General features: G+C 70.6%; 13 protein-coding genes. 5 read left to right on the top strand and 8 right to left on the bottom strand.

The features are described 5' to 3' along the window. Positions 1-35 precede the first annotated feature (35 nt). A complete protein-coding gene (locus WA640_RS10345) occupies positions 36-1040 on the bottom strand; it encodes a hydroxyacid dehydrogenase (RefSeq protein ID WP_335987571.1) in 1005 nt (334 codons plus the stop codon). Between the two features lie 272 nt (positions 1041-1312). Here WA640_RS10345 and WA640_RS10350 point away from each other — a divergent pair, with 272 nt between their 5' ends. After that, the gene (locus WA640_RS10350; protein WP_335987572.1) at positions 1313-2974 is read left to right on the top strand and encodes an RICIN domain-containing protein; all 1662 of its coding nucleotides are present in this window, start codon (positions 1313-1315) and stop codon (positions 2972-2974) included. Positions 2975-3033: 59 nt separating this feature from the next. Here WA640_RS10350 and WA640_RS10355 read toward each other — a convergent pair whose 3' ends face one another. From WA640_RS10355 to WA640_RS10365, 3 genes are read right to left on the bottom strand one after another with little or no spacing between them, the layout of a single operon-like run. Next, positions 3034-3936: a carbohydrate ABC transporter permease gene (locus tag WA640_RS10355; protein ID WP_335987573.1), complete on the bottom strand. Its 903-nt coding sequence runs from the start codon at positions 3934-3936 to the stop codon at positions 3034-3036. Continuing rightward, positions 3936-4913 (bottom strand): ABC transporter permease, encoded by a 978-nt coding sequence (locus tag WA640_RS10360; protein ID WP_335987574.1) that lies wholly within the window; start codon positions 4911-4913, stop codon positions 3936-3938. The genes WA640_RS10355 and WA640_RS10360 overlap by 1 nt, the downstream gene beginning before the upstream one ends. Continuing rightward, positions 4910-6574, bottom strand: coding sequence for a hypothetical protein (locus WA640_RS10365; protein WP_335987575.1), 1665 nt, complete (start codon positions 6572-6574; stop codon positions 4910-4912). The genes WA640_RS10360 and WA640_RS10365 overlap by 4 nt, the downstream gene beginning before the upstream one ends. A gap of 337 nt (positions 6575-6911) precedes the next feature. Here WA640_RS10365 and WA640_RS10370 point away from each other — a divergent pair, with 337 nt between their 5' ends. Beyond that, positions 6912-7934, top strand: coding sequence for a LacI family DNA-binding transcriptional regulator (locus tag WA640_RS10370; protein WP_106363845.1), 1023 nt, complete (start codon positions 6912-6914; stop codon positions 7932-7934). Between the two features lie 8 nt (positions 7935-7942). Here the strand turns inward: WA640_RS10370 and WA640_RS10375 are convergent, their stop codons facing one another. From WA640_RS10375 to WA640_RS10385, 3 genes are all read right to left on the bottom strand, one after another. Continuing rightward, complete coding sequence (locus tag WA640_RS10375; protein WP_335987576.1) at positions 7943-8368, bottom strand: RbsD/FucU family protein; 426 nt, start codon at positions 8366-8368, stop codon at positions 7943-7945. 25 nt (positions 8369-8393) lie between these two features. Further along, on the bottom strand, positions 8394-9707 hold the full coding sequence (locus tag WA640_RS10380; RefSeq protein WP_335987577.1) for an L-fuconate dehydratase: 1314 nt from the start codon (positions 9705-9707) through the stop codon (positions 8394-8396). Between the two features lie 155 nt (positions 9708-9862). Next, on the bottom strand, positions 9863-10873 hold the full coding sequence (locus tag WA640_RS10385; protein ID WP_106363842.1) for a LacI family DNA-binding transcriptional regulator: 1011 nt from the start codon (positions 10871-10873) through the stop codon (positions 9863-9865). 107 nt (positions 10874-10980) lie between these two features. Between WA640_RS10385 and WA640_RS10390 the strand changes: the two genes are divergently transcribed. The 3 genes from WA640_RS10390 to WA640_RS10400 are packed head-to-tail and all read left to right on the top strand — an operon-like array spanning position 10981 to position 13761. Then, positions 10981-12015: a zinc-dependent alcohol dehydrogenase gene (locus WA640_RS10390; protein ID WP_335987578.1), complete on the top strand. Its 1035-nt coding sequence runs from the start codon at positions 10981-10983 to the stop codon at positions 12013-12015. Further along, positions 12012-12767, top strand: a complete 756-nt coding sequence (locus tag WA640_RS10395; protein ID WP_335987579.1) for an SDR family oxidoreductase — start codon at positions 12012-12014, stop codon at positions 12765-12767. The genes WA640_RS10390 and WA640_RS10395 overlap by 4 nt, the downstream gene beginning before the upstream one ends. Positions 12768-12804: 37 nt before the next feature. Next, on the top strand, positions 12805-13761 hold the full coding sequence (locus WA640_RS10400) for a glycoside hydrolase family 43 protein (RefSeq protein WP_335987580.1): 957 nt from the start codon (positions 12805-12807) through the stop codon (positions 13759-13761). A 101-nt stretch (positions 13762-13862) separates the two neighbouring features. On the opposite strand, the gene WA640_RS10405 is transcribed toward WA640_RS10400, so the two are convergent. Beyond that, the gene (locus WA640_RS10405) at positions 13863-16238 is read right to left on the bottom strand and encodes a xyloglucanase (protein WP_335987581.1); all 2376 of its coding nucleotides are present in this window, start codon (positions 16236-16238) and stop codon (positions 13863-13865) included. Between the last annotated feature and the right edge of the window lie 90 nt (positions 16239-16328).

The raw sequence follows: 16328 nt of genomic DNA on the forward strand, positions 1-16328 counted from the left end.
CCGCCACGCTGACCGCGCGGCGGGGCGGTGCGGTGTCAGGCCTGGATCGACAGCAGCCCGGGGTCGACGGCGTGCAGCAGCGGCTCGCCGGCGGCCAGCCGCTCGGCCTCCTCGACGATGAAGCGCCCCATGCGGGCGAGCTCGTTCCCCTGCGACCCCGCCACATGCGGCGTCAGGAACAGGTTCGGCAGGTCGAACAGCGGCGAGTCTGTGGGCAGCGGCTCGGGGTCGGTGACGTCGAGGATCGCCGAGACCCGCCCGGCCGCCAGCTCGGCGACGAGCGCGTCGGTGTCCACGAGCGAGCCGCGCGCGGTGTTCACCAGCACCGCGCCGTCCTTCATCGCCGCCAGCCGCTTCGCGTCGACGAGCCGCCGCGTCTCGGGCAGGTCGGGGGCGTGGACCGAGACGATGTCGGACCACGCCATGAGCGAGTCGAGGTCGACCAGCCGCACGCCGAGGCGGGCGGCCTCCTCCGCATCGACGTGCGGATCGCTCAGCAGCACCTCGAAGTCGAAGGAGCGCAGCAGCTCGATGACGCGGCGCCCGATCCGCGAGGCCCCGATCAGGCCGACCGTGCGCCCGAAGTTGCCGGTCGTGCCATGGTCCTCGCCGATCACGAAGCCGCGCTCTGCGCGGAACCGGTCGCGCAGGCCGAAGATGTCCTTGCCCGCCAAGAGGATCATCCCGAGCGTGTACTCGGCGACGGGGACGGCGTTGGCCTGCTGCGCGGAGACGACGGCGATGCCGCGCTCGTAGACGGCGCGGTCGACCCACTGGGCGCTGCCCGCGGCGTGGAGCACGGCGCGCAGCTTGCCCGCCGCGGCGAGCACCGGGGGATCGAGCCGGGGCGCGCCCCAGCCCGTGACGACCACTTCCGCCTCGGCCAGCGCGGCGGCCGCCCGATCGTCGGTGAAGTCGCGTGCGACGTAGTCGGGGTCGATGTCGAGGACCGAGCGGAGGCGGCGCAGGTACGGCTCGGGGAACAGCTTCGGAAGGTAGACGGGGTCCATCGCGAACAGCCCGGGGATGCGGTCGGTCATGCGGAATCCTTGCCAGGTCTGAGAGATAACGATTTCTAACTTAGGTCGCGCCGTCGGTTTTGTCGAGACCCGAACCCACGATGCAGGATCGCCGGGCCTTGGTCCTTGTGGGTCTTGATGCTGGTGGCGTTCAGAGGCGATCAGAAAACCGCTAGGCATAGATATTGACATGCCTCGATGATAACCTTATCTTCGTATATGAGGGATAACGTTATCCGCTCGCGGTCCGCGTTCCCTCCCCACCCCCTCGCCACCGAAGCCGAAGGAGCACCATGACCGACAACCGCACCGGCAGCGCCCGCTTCAAGCGACGGAACCTCTTCAAGGGCGCCGTCGCCGCGAGCGCCCTGGCCGCCACCGGAACCGGCGGCATCGCCGTCGCACAGGCCCAGCAGCAGGAGCAGGCCGACGCGCTCGCGTTCGGCCACCCGGGCACCCTCCACGTCCAAGCCGACTTCGACCGCATGAAGGCCAAGGTCGACGCCGGGTCCGCGCCCTGGAAGCAGGGCTGGGACAAGCTGGTCGCCAACGGCCACTCGCAGAGCACCTGGGAGCCCAAGCCGCTCGCCCAGGTCGTGCGCGGCAGCACCGACACGCCGGAGAACTACTGGGTGCTGTACAACGACGTCCACGCGGCCTACCAGAACGCGCTGCGCTGGAAGATCGCGGGCACCGCCGCGAACGGCGACACCGCGCGCGACATCTGCAACGCGTGGTCGCAGACCCTGGAGTCGATCCACACCGGCCCTTCGGAATCGCGCCTCGCGTCGGGCATCTACGGGTACCAGTTCGCCGTCGCCGGCGAGCTCCTCCGCGGCTACCCGGGGTTCGACCTGGCCCGGTTCCAGGGCATGATGAACGACGTCTTCTACCCGCTCAACAGCGACTTCCTGGTGCGGCACAACGGCACCTGCGACACCCACTACTGGGCGAACTGGGACCTGTGCAACATGGTCTCGATCCTCGCGATCGGCATCCTGCGCGACGACCAGTCCCAGGTCGACGAGGCGGTGGACTACTTCTGGAACGGCGTCGGCGCCGGGGCCGTCGACAACGCGATCCCCTTCGTCCACGGCGACCTCGCCCAATGGCAGGAGTCCGGCCGCGACCAGGCCCACTCCATCATGGGCATCGGCCTCATGGGCGCCTTCATGGAGATGGCCTGGAACCAGGGCATCGACCTGTACTCGGCCCGCGACAGCGCCTTCGCGAAGGCGTCCGAGTACGTCGCCCGCTACAACCTCGGCTACGACGTGCCGTTCTCGACCTACCGCAACTGCGACGGCGTCGAGCACACCGTTGTCTCCGCGGGCGGTCGCGGCCAGATCCGGCCGGTGTGGGAGCTGGTCTACAACCACTACAGCGTCAGGAAGGGCCTGCGGATGCCCTACACCGCGCGCATGGCCGCCCTCGCCCGTCCAGAAGGCGGCGGCGGGGACTACGGCGGCAACTCGGGCGGCTTCGACGCCCTCGGCTGGGGCACGCTCGCGCACATGCGGTCCACCCCGGCGGTCGCCTCCGGCGCCACCTACCTCCTGATGTGCGAGCGCTCAGGGAAGTTCCTGGAGAACGGCCGGTCCACGGTCGACGGGAAGCCGGTGATCCAGTGGGCGGAGAGCACCGGCACCCAGCAGCGCTGGAAGATCACCGACGTCGGCGGCGGGTACCACAAACTCATCTGCGAGCACTCCGGCAAGGCCCTCGACAACGCCGACTCCACGACCGAAGGCGGGCAGGTCCGGCAGAGAGCCGAGAACGGCACGGCCGCGCAGCGCTGGAAGATCGCCGACGTGGGCGGCGGCGCGGTCACGCTCACCTGCGAACGCTCCGGCATGCTGCTCGACAACGGCAACAAGGAGGCCGACGGGGACGTCGTGATCCAGTGGCCGAACAAGAACTCCGTGCCGCAGCGCTGGCGTCTGATCCGGGTCTGACGCGGTGGAATGCGAGAGGGCCGAGCGCGAATGCGCTCGGCCCTATCGTGTGTCGCCGTTCAGCCTTTGATGGCTCCGGTGAGGACGCCTGAAGTGAAGTAGCGCTGGAGGAACGGGTAGACCACCAGGATGGGGACGGTCGCCAGGACGATGACCGCCATCTGGAGCGTGACGCCCGGGGGCGGGGGCTGGTCGGGCGAGACGATCGCGCCGGGGATCTGCACGCCCGCGAGCACGTACTGCTGGAGGACCACTTGGATGGGCCACTTCTCCGAGTCGTTGATGTAGAGCAGCGCGTTGAAGTAGGTGTTCCAGTAGCCGACCGCGTAGAACAGGCCCATGACCGCGAGCACCGGCTTCGACAGCGGCAGCACGATCCGCAGGAAGATCCTCCATTCGCCTGCGCCGTCGATCCTCGCCGCCTCGATCAGTTCCTCTGGGAGGCCCTGGAAGAAGTTCCTGATGACGATCATGTTGAAGGCCGAGATGAGGCCGGGAACGATCAGGGACCAGGTGGAGTCCAGGAGGCCGAGGTACTTGACGAGCATGAAGTTCGGGATGATGCCCGCGGAGAAGAACATGGTCGCGAGGATCATCACCAGGACGAACTTCGCCCCCGGGACTTGGCGGGTTCGCACCAGGCCCCAGGCCAGCATCGAGGTGGCGGCGAGGGAGAGCAGCGTGCCCACGACGGTGATGAACAGCGAGTTCTGGAGACCTTGAGTGACGGTGCCGCCGTTGAAGATCGCGCGGTAGGCGTCGAGGGAGAACTCGGTCGGGAAGACCACGCCTGCGCGGGCCTGCGACGGCGCGGCGAAGCTCATCGCGATCACGTACACCAGCGGGTAGATCATGGTGATCACGATCAGCGCGATCACGAGGCCCTTGACGGCCCTCACCCCGACCGACGGCGGGCTCATCCACGGCGGGATGGTCTTGCGCCCCTTGGCGATGGTCGTCATCAGAAGATCCCCTCTCCGCCGAGGCGCTTAGCGAACCGGTTGGCCGCCAGGACGAGGATGGTGCCGATGACCCCCTTGAGGAGTCCGGCGGCGGTGGCGATGCCCCACTGGCCGCCGAGGACGCCGCGGAAGTACACGAACGTGTCGAGCACTTCGGACGCCTCAGCGCCGACCATGGGCTGCTGGAGCAGCAGTTGTTCGAAGCCGACCGTGAGGATCGACCCGATGTTCAGGATGAGCAGGAGCGTCGCGACCGGGACGAGGGCCGGGAGCGTGATGTGCCAGGTGCGCTGCCACGGGGTGGCGCCGTCGATCGCCGCCGCTTCATAGCGGTCGTTCGGAATGCCCGCGATGGCGGCGAAGAAGATGATCGTGCCCCACCCGCAGTCCTTCCAGACGACCTGCGCGACGACGAGGAGCTTGAAGGTGTCCGCGTTCGTCATCGCGTCGAACCCGGAGACGCCCCAGCCGTCGAGGAGTCCCGCGACCAGGCCGCCGCCGCCGAGGACCTGCTGCCACACCGAGATGACGATGACCCAGGACAGGAAGTACGGCAGGTAGACCACGGTCTGGACCATGCGCTTGACGCGGTCCGACAGGAGCGAGTTCAACAGCAGCGCAAGGGCGATCGGCGCAGGGAACGCGAACAGCAGCTGGAGCACCGCGATGATGAGGGTGTTCTCCAGCGCGTTCAGGACCGCCGGGTCCTCGAACAGCACGGTGAAGTTCGCGAAGCCCACGAACGGCGAGCCCGCGAACCCCCGGAACGGCGAATACTGCTGGAACGCGATCACGTTGCCCAGCATGGGCACGTACGCGAAGACCAGGAAGAACAGCGCGCCAGGGACGATGAACGTGTAGGCCCAGCGCTCGCGCCAGATCCGCTGGCGCAGTGAGGTCTTCGGCTTCCGGGACGAGGCGGGGCCCGAGGCCCGCTGGGTGCGGGCCTCGGGGCGTGCTGCGATGTTCACGCTCACTCGGACGCGTCCTTGAGCGCCTGGGCGTACTCGTCCCTGACCTGGGTGCCGCCCTGGGCCATGTAGTTGTCCACGAAGGACTGGAGGCCGTCGATGCTCTCGCGGCCGGTGATGACCCCGTTCTCGAAGTCGGTCCACGACTGCTTGAGCTGGGCGCCCTTCGTGATGAAGGTCTGCGACGCGCTCTCCAGACCGGTCAGGGGCCGGTCGATCGAGTTCTGGGCGAGCGACTCCATGGCGGACACGAAGGAGTCGACCCACGGGAGCGCGTTCGGGTGCACCTGGTACCCGCCGCTGTCGCCCGGGACGCCGACGTACTGGACGCCCAGCTCGGTCGCGTACTCCGGGTTGGGAATCGGGATGCCGTGCTCGTCGAAGTCGAAGTGGCGGCCTTCCTGCCCCGAGTTGAGGAACAGGCTCTCCTCGGAGCCGAACGGCGCGCAGAAGTAGTCGAGCACGTTGAGGACCTCGGTGAGCCGGTCCTCGTCCTCGGCGACCGCGGCGGACACGCAGGTCGACTTGCCGTAGGGGATGTTCCGCACCGCGAGCTGGGCGGAGCCGTCGAAGCCGGGCATGTCGAAGAAGTCGTACGTCGCGCCCGGCAGGTCGGCCTCCCACTGGGGGAGCCCGGTCGCGCTGGTGGCGCCCCAGACCGCGTCGTAGCGGATCGCGGCGCCGGAGACGATGTCGGTCGCGGTGGGGGTCATGGAGACCGGGTCGAAGATCCCCTCGGCCCAGGCGCGGGCGAGCCATTCGAGCATGGCCTTGTAGTTCTCGGTCTGGATCAGGTGCACCAGGTCGCCGTTGCCGTCGAGCTGCCATTCGGGGCCGACCTTGAACAGGCGGTGGAACACCGCCGCGGTCCCGGGGAAGGGGTCGTACCTGTTGAGGCCGTACACCTGCTGGCCGCCGGGGCCCGAGCCGAGGGCGGAGACCTCTTTGAGCATCGTGAAGAGCTCGTCGGCGTCCTTGGGGGCGCGGCCGATCGAGGTCTGGTCGACCAGGTCGGTGCGCATCGTGGGGATGTTCGTCAGCGCCGCGCCGACGGACGGCACCTGGTAGATCCGGCCGTCCTTGAGGCTGGCCTTCCAGATCTCCTCCTTGCGCGCGGCCAGGTTGGGCCACTTCAGGATGTTGTCGCCCGAGAAGACCTCCGACAGGTCCGCGAAGGCCCCGTCGCGGATGCCCTGCAGGCTGACGGCCTTCTGGTCGTCCATGAACACCAGGTCCGGGACCTCGCCGGAGGCGAGCATCGTCGCGAACTTCTCGTAGAACACCGGCTGCGGCACGAACTGCGGCTCGTAGCTGGCGCCGATGCGCTCGTTGAGCTCCTGCCAGTACGGGTTCTCATCAAGGGGCTTCGAGGGGTCGCCCCAGGTCAGCTGGAAGCAGGTGACCTTGCCGCCCGAGCCCGGCTCGCGGTCGACGGACTTGAAGTAGGTCTTCGGGTACTCGGTGTAGACGTCCAGCATCCCGGGCGTCTCGGTCGCGTAGTACGGCTCCACATCGAGCTCGGGGGCGGGCTGGTACGTCGGCATGTCGTAGTCGCCGCCGGTCGCGCCGCCGGCGTTGCCGGAGCAGGCGGCGGTGGAGCCGACGGCCGCGGCCGCGGCCGTCGCCCCTGCGGCACCGAGGAGTGCGCGGCGTGAGAATTCGACCATGAGAGGGGTCCTCCTAGTGATGTCCCTGCGGGAGATGGCGCTGATGTCGACCAGTGGGAGAGGCCGCCAGGTGCCGGAAGGGTCGGCCTCTGTGCCTCACAGCCGAGAGAAGGTTATCAAGACGATTGACGACGGTCAATGATGAGGCCGCGCGGAGGCGTCCGCCCCAGGGGAGCGCGACGATATACGTCGATCATCATCGCAGGTGAACTGGCATGAAACTCAAGTCTTCGGAGCCTGAAGTTGATCATGCTGTCGTCTAGATGTTGAGATAACGATTATCTGAAACATCGATCCCGGCCGTGATGTGGGACGACTGTCTCGTATCCTCGACACCATGGCCTCCTCGAATGCATACCGCGCCCCCGTCCTCGCCGACGTCGCCAAAGCGGCGGGCGTCTCCGTGCCCACCGTCTCCCGCGTGCTCAACGGGACCAAGAACGTCGCCCCCGAACTGGCGCAGCGGGTCCACGCCGCGGTGAAGGAGCTCGGCTACCGCCCCAACAGCGCCGCCCGGTCGCTGCGGCTGAGCCAGCCGAACCTCATCTCGATCATCGCAGAGGCCACGACGTCGGCCTACGGCTACGCGAACACCCTGGCGGGCGTCGAGACCGCCGCCCAGCGGGCGGGGATGTCCGTGTCAATAACGATCGTGGCGTCCGATGAGGACGAATCGGTGATGCGCGCGGTCGACCTCGCGCTGTCGCAGCCCATCGGGGGCGCGATCGTCCTGGAGTTCCGGCGCGCGGGCATCAAGGCGTCGAAGGCGCTCCCCGAGTCGCTCCCGGTCGTCGCCGCCGGAGGCGGGTCGGAGCGCGTGGACGGCTCGCTCGCCGCGCTGATCGACGAGGCCGCGGGCGGCCGCCAGGTCACCGAGTACCTGCTGCGGCAAGGACACCGCACCGTCCACCACATCGCCGGACCCACCGGCGGGAAGACCTCCGGCCGCACTGAGGGCTGGCGCGCCGCGCTGGAGGACGCGGGCGCCGAGGTCCCCGAGGTGATGGACTCCGAATGGGACGCGCCCTCCGGCTACCGCTGGGGCGAGCGCATAGCCGGGCGCGACGACGTGACCGCCGTCTTCTGCGGGAACGACGAGATCGCCCTCGGGGTCATGCGGGCCCTCGCGGACCGCGGCCTCGACGTCCCGGGCGACGTCTCCGTCGCCGGATTCGACGGCCAGCCCCTCGTGTCGCTCTGGCGCCCTTCGCTCACCACGGTCGAGCAGGACTTCGAGGACCTGGGAGCGCGCGCATTCGGGCTGCTGTCGCGGCAGATGCAGGGCGAGCGCGACCTCGTCTCCTCAGTGGTCAAACCGCAGCTGGTGGTCCGGGAGTCCACCGCGCGACCCCGCCGCTGACCGGGTCCCTACCGCGGGGTCACGCCGGCGACGCCGATGGTGAGCAGGAGGTTCGCCCACTGGCGCTGGTCGCCGGTGGCGATGACCACGGCGACGTCCGGCTGCCGGGCGAGGTCGTAGAAGGCGAAGCGCTCCACGGCCTCGAACGCGACGTGCGGTCCGAGTGCGGCGCGGTAGCCCTCGTGTGCGGGGACGGCCGGCCCGCCGGAGTCCATGACCGCCGCGTGCTCGATCGGGACGGCGTCGAGCAGGGTTTCGAGCACCTGGTCGCCGTCGAGCAGGCCGGGGCGCAGGTTGAGGTGGACCGTCGCCGCCGCGGGGTTGGTGTGCGTGGAGCACGGGAAGTGCCCGTCGGCGACGAGGATCCGCGAGCCGTGCCCGGCCGAGGCGAGCGCGGCGAGGAGCGGCGGGTGGATGAGGCCGTAGGTGAGCATGCGGTCCTTTCTGCTGCGGCGGTGGCTACTTCGCGGAAGCCCGCTGCTTCCAGTGGGCGCCGTCCGGGTAGGCGAACTCCTCGATCGAGGCGGTGTGCATCTCGGCGGAGTACCCCGGCTTGGAGGGGAGCACGTAGTTGCCGTTCTCGACGATGCACGGGTCGGTGAAATGCTCGTGGAGGTGGTCCACGTACTCGGTGACCCGGTCCTCCAGGCTGGCCGAGACGGCCACGTAGTCGAAGACCGACAGGTGCTGCACGAGTTCGCACAGGCCCACCCCGCCCGCGTGCGGGCACACCGGCACGCCGAACTTCGCGGCCAGCAGGTACACGGCGATGATCTCGTTGACGCCCGCGAGCCTCGCGGAGTCGAGCTGGAGGTAGTCGATCGCCTCGGCCTGGAGCATCTGCTTGAACAGCACCCGGTTCATGCCGTGCTCGCCGGTGGCGACGCCGATCGGCGCGACGGCGCGGCGGACCGCGGCGTGGCCGAGGACGTCGTCGGGGCTGGTGGGCTCCTCGATCCAGTGCGGCTCGAACTCGGCGAGCGCCTTGACCCACTCGATGGCCTCGGGCACGTCCCACACCTGATTCGCGTCGATCATGAGCTTGGCGTCCGGGCCGATGACCTCGCGCGCGATGCGCAGGCGGCGGCGGTCCTCTTCCAGGTCGGCGCCCACTTTGAGCTTGACGTGGCGGTAGCCGGAGTCGACTGCCTCCTGGAGCAGGCGCCGGAGCTTGTCGTCGCTGTAGCCGAGCCAGCCCGCGCTGGTGGTGTAGCACGGGTAGCCGCCGCGGGCTTCGAGCTCGGCGATGCGGTCGGCGCGGGTGTCGGCCTTGTCGCGCAGGATCGCGAGGGCCTCGTCGCGGGTGAGCGCGTCGGAGAGGTAGCGCAGGTCCGCGGCGTCCACGAGCTGCTCGGGGGTCATGTCGGCGAGGAGGCGCCACAGGGGCTTGCCCGCGGCGCGGGCGGCGAGGTCCCAGACGGCGTTCATGACCGCGGCGAGCGCGATGTGAACGACGCCCTTCTCCGGGCCCAGCCAGCGCAGCTGCGAGTCGGACTGGAGCTCGCGGTAGAGCCCGCCGAGGTCGCCGACCACGGTGTCGAGGTCGCGGCCGATGAGCTTGACGGCCCACTGGAGTGCGGCGGCGGTGACGAGGTCGTTGCCGCGCCCGATGGTGAAGGTGAAGCCGTACCCGGCCAGGCCGGGGTCGTCGGTGCGGACGACGACGTAGGCGGCGGAGTAGTCGCCGTCCTTGTTCATCGCGTCCGAGCCGTCCAGCGTGAGCGACGTGGGGAAGCGGACGTCGTGCGTCTCGACGGCCTCGATGAGCGTCATGCGGTGTCCCTCGGTTCGGGGTGCGCGGCGCGGCTCCGGGGTGAAGCGGCGCTGGGAGCGGCGGGGTGGGGCGGCGGTGCACCACCGGTTGCGCAAACGATTGATCAAGCGCGAGACTATCCGGAAAGCACGGCCCGGCGCAAGGGCGGGCGGCGTCAGTTCCGCGGCGCGGCGGCCGATTCGCGGCCGACGAGCACCGGCTCCGGATCGTCCACGCTGCGGTGGACGACCGCGCCCCCGTCGACGATCTCGGCGAGCGTGGCGACGGCGGTGCGGCCGAGTTCGTACAGCGGCATCCGCACGCAGGTGAGCGGCGGCCAGGTGTGCTCGGCGGTCCACGCGTCGTGGATGGCGACCACCGAGAGGTCCCGGGGCACCGCGAGCCCCTGGGCCCGGGCCTGGGCGAGGACGCCGATCGCGGCGTTGACGTTCGCGGCCACGATCGCGGTGGGCCGCTGGGGGAGTGCGAGCAGTTCCGCCGCGGAGGCCCGGCCGTCGGACTCCCGGTAGCCGCGCCAGGTGACCAGCTCAGGTGCGGCGGCGATGCCCGCCCGCAGCAGCGCTTCGAGGTGCCCGTCGGCCCGGCGCTGCGCGGTCGGCGACCCGGCCAGGCCCCCGGCGAAGCCGATCCTGCGGTGCCCCAAGGCGATCAGGTGCTCGGTGGCGCGGCGCGCGGCCAGCTCGTCGGGCACCACGACCGAGCTCGCGCCCGGAATCCGCTGGTGGATCGTGACCAGCGGCGCGCGCTCGCCGACCGTGCGGGCCAGCTCCTGCGGGTCGGCGCCGTCGCGCGGCTGGAGCACGATGCCGTCCACCCGGCCCTCGCCCACGAGCCGGTCGAACATGGGGCCGCCGGGCTGCATGTCCTCGCTGCGCGCCAGCAGCATCACGCAGCCGCGCGCCACCGCCTCGTCCTCCACGCCGCGGGTCAGCTCGGTGAACAGCGCGTTCGTCACGTCGGGGACGATGAGCGCGATGACGTCGGTACGGGCGAGCTTGAGCGCCCGGCCCGCGAAGTTCGGGTGGTAGCCGACCTCGGCCGCGGCCTTGCGGACCCGGTCGCGCGTCGCCTCGCTGACCCGCGCCGCGGGGTCGCCGGAGAGCACGCGGGACACCGCCGACACCGAGACGCCCGCCCGGGCCGCCACATCGCTGAGCTTCGCCATCGGACCAGTATCGCCTATCGGAAAAACCGATGCTCAAACGATTGCGCAAACAGTCGATGTGTGCAATCCTCATCCGCGACCGTTCCCCACGACCGAGGGAGGCACCCGTGCTCGCCGCACACTACGCCGGGAACCGGACCATGACCGTCGACGAGGCCGACCCGGCGCCCCCGGGCCCCGGCGAAGTGCAGATTGCCGTGGCCTACAACGGGATCTGCGGCACCGACCTGCACATCCTCGCCGGTCACATGGACGCCCGCGTCGACGTCCCCGCGGTCATCGGGCACGAGATGAGCGGGACCGTCGCCGCCCTCGGCGACGGCGTCGCAGGCTGGGCCGTCGGCGACCCGGTCACCGTCATGCCCCTCGCCTGGGACGGCACCTGCCCGGCCTGCCTCGCCGGGAACGCCCACATCTGCCAGAACCTCGACTTCGTGGGCATCGACTCGCCCGGCGCGCTCCAGCGGCGCTGGAACGTCGACGCAGGGCTCCTCGTGCCGCTCCCCGCGACCCTGTCGCTCCAGCACGCGGCCCTCGTCGAACCCACCGCCGTCGCCGTCCACGACGTGCGCCGCGCCGAGCTCGAACCCGGCCAGAAGGCCGTGGTCATCGGCGGCGGCCCCATCGGCGTGCTCATCGCCGCGGTCGCCCGCTCCTTCGGCGCCGACGTGGTCGTGGTCGAACTCGACCCCAAGCGCCGCAGCCAGGTAGCCGACCTCGGCTTCACCGCCCTCGACCCCCGCGACGACACCGTCGCCGCGGTCGAGGAGTGGACCGGCGGCGCGGGCGCCGACGTCGTCTTCGAGGTCTCCGGCGCCGCCGCGGCCGTGCTCGGCGCCGTCGACTACGCCAAGGTCCGCGGCACCCTCGTCGTCGTCGCCATCCACCCCGAGCCCCGTCCGATCAACCTCCAGCGCGTCTTCTGGCGCGAACTGCGCCTCCTCGGCGCCCGCGTCTACCAGCGGCAGGACTTCGACACCGCCGTGGCGCTCCTGGACGCGGGGGAGATCCCCGCCGACGCGCTCATCACGAAGGTGATGCCGCTCAGCGAAGTCCAGGCCGCGTTCGACGCCCTCACCGGCGGCGAGGCCATGAAGATCCTCATCGACGTCCAGGCCGGCGAGCAGAGCGAGGCCGCATGAACCCCTTCGACCTGACCGGCCGCCTCGCCGTCGTCACCGGCGCCAAGCGCGGCATCGGCTTCGCCATGGCCGAGGCCCTCGCCGCCGCGGGCGCCGACGTCATCGGCGTCAGCGCCACCATCGAACCCGAAGGCTCCGCCATCGGTCGGCGCGTCACCGCCCTCGGCCGCTCCTTCCGCGCCCTGCGCGCCGACTTCAACGACCCGCAGGCGGTCGCCGACCTCGCCGCGACGCTCGCGGCCGAACCGGTCGACATCCTCGTCAACAACGCCGGGACCATCCGCCGCGCCCCCGCCGCCGAGCACTCCGACGCCTATTGGGACGAAGTGCTCCAGGTGAACCTGACCAGCCAGTTCGCGCTGGCGCGGGCCGTGGGCGGCGGGATGCTGGAGCGCGGCTACGGGAAGATCGTCTTCACCGCCTCGCTCCTGAGCTTCCAGGGCGGCATCAACGTCCCCGGCTACGCGGCCGCCAAGTCCGGTGTCGCCGGGCTGACGAAGGCGCTCGCGAACGAGTGGACCGGGCGCGGTGTCACCGTCAACGCGATCGCCCCCGGGTACATCGCGACCGACAACACCCAAGCGCTGCAAGACGATCCGGATCGCTCCCGGGCGATCCTCGAACGCATCCCGGCCGGCCGGTGGGGCCGGCCCGAGGACCTCGCGGGCGCGACGGTGTTCCTCGCCAGCGCCGCCTCCGACTACGTCTCGGGTACGGTGCTCCCGGTCGACGGCGGCTGGCTCGGCCGCTGACGAACGTCCATTCCATGAAGCCGAGGAGTCCCGACCAGTGAGTTCCGCACGGCCCGAGTACGCGGGCTACCTGTACGTCCACTTCAAGCGCGAGTCCGCCGACGGCGAGCAGATCCACTTCGCCCTCAGCGACGGCGACGACCCGCTGCATTTCGACGACCTCAACGGCGGCAGGCCGGTCCTGTTCTCGACCCTCGGGGACCGCGGCGTCCGCGACCCGCACATCGTTCGCTCGCCCGAGGGGGACCGCTTCTTCATGGTCGCCACGGACCTGCGGGTCTTCGAGCGCACCGACTGGGACCGCATGCAGCGCTGGGGAAGCCGCTCGATCATGGTGTGGGAGTCGGGCGACCTCGTGGACTGGGGCGAGGGCCGACTCGTCGAGGTCGCGCCCCCTGCGGCGGGCAACACCTGGGCCCCCGAATCGGTCTGGGACCCCGAGCAGGGCGCCTACCTCGTCCACTGGTCGTCCTCGCTGTACGACGACGCGGCGCACGAGGGCCCGAGCTACAACCGGATCATGTACGCCACGACGCGGGACTTCCGCGAGTTCTCCGAGGCGTGCCCGTGGGTCGACCGCGGTTGGAACACCATCGACGCCACGGTCATCGCGCACGACGGCCTGTACTACCGCTTCCTCAAGGACGAGCGGGCCCGCGACGGCGGTGCGCCCCACGGCAAGTCGGTGTTCTCGGAGACCGCGGCCTCGCTGACGGCCGAGCGGTGGGAGCCGCTCGCGGAGGGGATCGGCCTCGGCGCGGTCAAGCAGGGCGAGGGCCCGCTGGTGTACAAGTCGAACACCGAGGACAAGTGGTTCCTGTGGATCGACGAGTTCACGCCAGAGCGGCGCTACGTGCCGTTCGAGACGACCGACCTGGCGGGCGGGGAGTGGCTGCCCTGCACCGATGTCCGGCTCCCGGCCGACCCCTGCCACGGCGTGGTCCTCCCCGTCACCGCCGCCGAGCACGCCCGCCTGAAGGCCGCCTGGGCCTGACGCGCGCGCACTGAGCGGACAGCGGCCGCCGAGCCCCGGATCCGGGCCCGGCGGCCGGTCGTCCCGGCTCCGGGGGCGCCGCCCCCGGGGCCGGAGTCCCGTCAGTCCGCGATGTCGCCGTAGACGATGCCGCGGCCGTTCGTGGTCAGGTAGACGCGGCCGTAGATCTCGGGATCGCCGGTGATCGCCGAGCCCGACCAGGCCCACTGGTGGTCGTCGTCGTTGACGCGGGACCAGTGGCTGCCGCCGTCGGTGGAGCGGTAGATCCCGGCCTTGCCGCCGATCTCGGCCGAGGTGTAGACCGCCGGGTAGCCGGACCGCCTGGCGGCCTTGCCGAAGCCGACGGACTCGGCGGTCTCGAACACGGCGATGCGCTTCCAGGTGGCGCCCCCGTCCTTGGAGCGCCACACGCCCCCGCCGATGCCCTCCTTCTCGTCGCCGCGCCCGGCGAGCCAGACGTGGCTCTTGTGGCCCGGGACGGCCCGGAAGTCCTCGACGGCTCCGGTCGGCAGTCCGGTCGCCCCCGTGTCGGCGAACGTCGCGCCCCCGTCGGTGCTGCGGTAGAACACTCCGCCCGAGAAGGCGTACAGGACCGAGGCCCTGACGCGGTCGGAGCGGATCTTCGCGCCCGCGGGGAGTCCCTGGACCGGCGTCCACGTCTCGCCGAGGTCGGCGCTGTACACCGGGGTCACCTCGGAGTCGCCGGGGGTCCAGAGGATGCGGGACCCGTCGGCGGTGACCGCGACGGTGCCGCCGTGGCCGTCGCCGGGGACGCCTTCCACGGGTGCGGCGTTCTTCCAGGTCTTGCCCCGGTCGGTCGAGACGCCGACGTGGCCCTTCTCGTTGCCGTGCACGTTGCCGGTGCCGACGACGATGTCGGGGTTCGCCTGCGCGAAGTCGACGCTCGTGCCGGTGGACCAGCCGGTGTCGATCATCGGCACGGCCCGGTCGAGGTCGGTGTGGACGAAGCCGCCGACGTCGCCCACGGCGGACACGAGCGTTCCGCCGAGCGCCGCGAGGTCGAGCGACGCGGTCTCCTCGATCCCCTCGGCCCGCACGCCGACGGTGAACTGCTCGACCGGCAGCGGGACCCGCTGACCGGCCTCGTCCTCGCTGATGAGGTCGCCCTGGGCGTCCCACTGCGTCAGCGACTCGGTGCCCCAGATCGTGGCCCCGGTGCCCCACATGATCCGGTCCGAGTCGTGCGGGTCGATCGCGAGGGCCTCGATCATCCAGCCGTGCTTGACCGCGTACTGCGGGAGCTGGTCCTCGCCGTTCCACGACAGCCACGGCGAGCCGGAGCTGTCCATGGCGAACCGGTCGTGCCGGTCCTGGCCCTCGGCATAGTCCCAGCTGAGCGACCAGGTGGCGCCTGAGTCCGTGGAGCGGTAGAGGATCTCGTCGGGCCACCAGTTGTTGCACGTGGACGCCATGAGCGTGCCGGGGTTCTGGCGGTCGACGGTGATGCCGCCGAAACCGGGGATGACGCCGCGCGGGTTGTAGGCGGGCGTGATGTCGGTCCACTCGCCGGTCTGCGTCGCGAGACGCATGATCCTGCCGCCGTCGCCGGACGCGGGCGCGCCGTTGTAGGGGCCGGGGTCGTAGCTCGTGATGACGTACAGGTACCCGTTGGTATTGTCCACTGCGGACTGCTTGGGGATGGTGCGGTTCCCGTCGGCCGAGCCGAGCGCCTCGGCCGCGCCGGGCACGGCCTGCCACGTGGCGCCGCCGTCCTCGGAGACGTAGAGCGGGTCCGCCGGGTCGGCCACGCCCACGTAGATCTTCCCGCCGATCTGGTCGAAGTCGATCCAGATGACGCCCTGGTTGTCCGCGAGCGTGGGGTTCGAGGGGTCGACGACGAAGTTCCCGGGGTTGGGGAAGCTCTCGACCTTCGCCCACGTGCGGCCGTGGTCGACCGAGCGCCACAGGCCGTTGCCGCTCGGCGTGCCCAGGTACACCTGGGCGTTGTCGGCCGGGTTCACCGCGAGGCGCTCGCCCATGCCGCGGCCGGGCATGTTGCCGCCCTGCTTGAACGGCAGCTCGGCTGCGCCCCAGGTGTCGCCGCGGTCGTCGGAGTACAGGACCGCGCCGTTGTTCGGGTCCCAGTCGATCGTGTAGGTGCCGACGGCGGCGTAGACGCGGTCGGGCTCGACGGGGTCGGTCGCCATGGAGACGACGCCGGACCAGCCCCACTTGTCGCGGCCGACCCAGTCGAGCAGCGGCGTCCAGGTGCGCGAGTCCTCCTGCCACCGGTAGCACCCGCCGATGTCGGTGCGGGCGTAAATGAGGCCCGGCTCGGTCTCGTTGAAGACGATGCCCGGGACGAAGCCGCCGCCGTTGACCGCGGCGTTCCTCCAGACGTAGGCGTCGCCGCCGCGACCGCCCTCCTCGCGGGCCCAGGCGGGCAGGGTGCCGGCCGCGACCGCGGCGGCGGCCGCCGCCGCGCCGACGGAGGCGGTGAATGTGCGTCGTCGCAAAGGGTTGCTCCTTCTGTACCGGGAATGCGAGCACGGGCCAGGCGTATAGGGGTATGTGGATGCCTGATCCGGTGCGATGTACGGTACGCA

Origin of the sequence: Glycomyces sp. MUSA5-2, assembly GCF_037034145.1 — a bacterium.
GTDB classification, from domain to species: domain Bacteria; phylum Actinomycetota; class Actinomycetes; order Mycobacteriales; family Micromonosporaceae; genus Glycomyces; species Glycomyces artemisiae.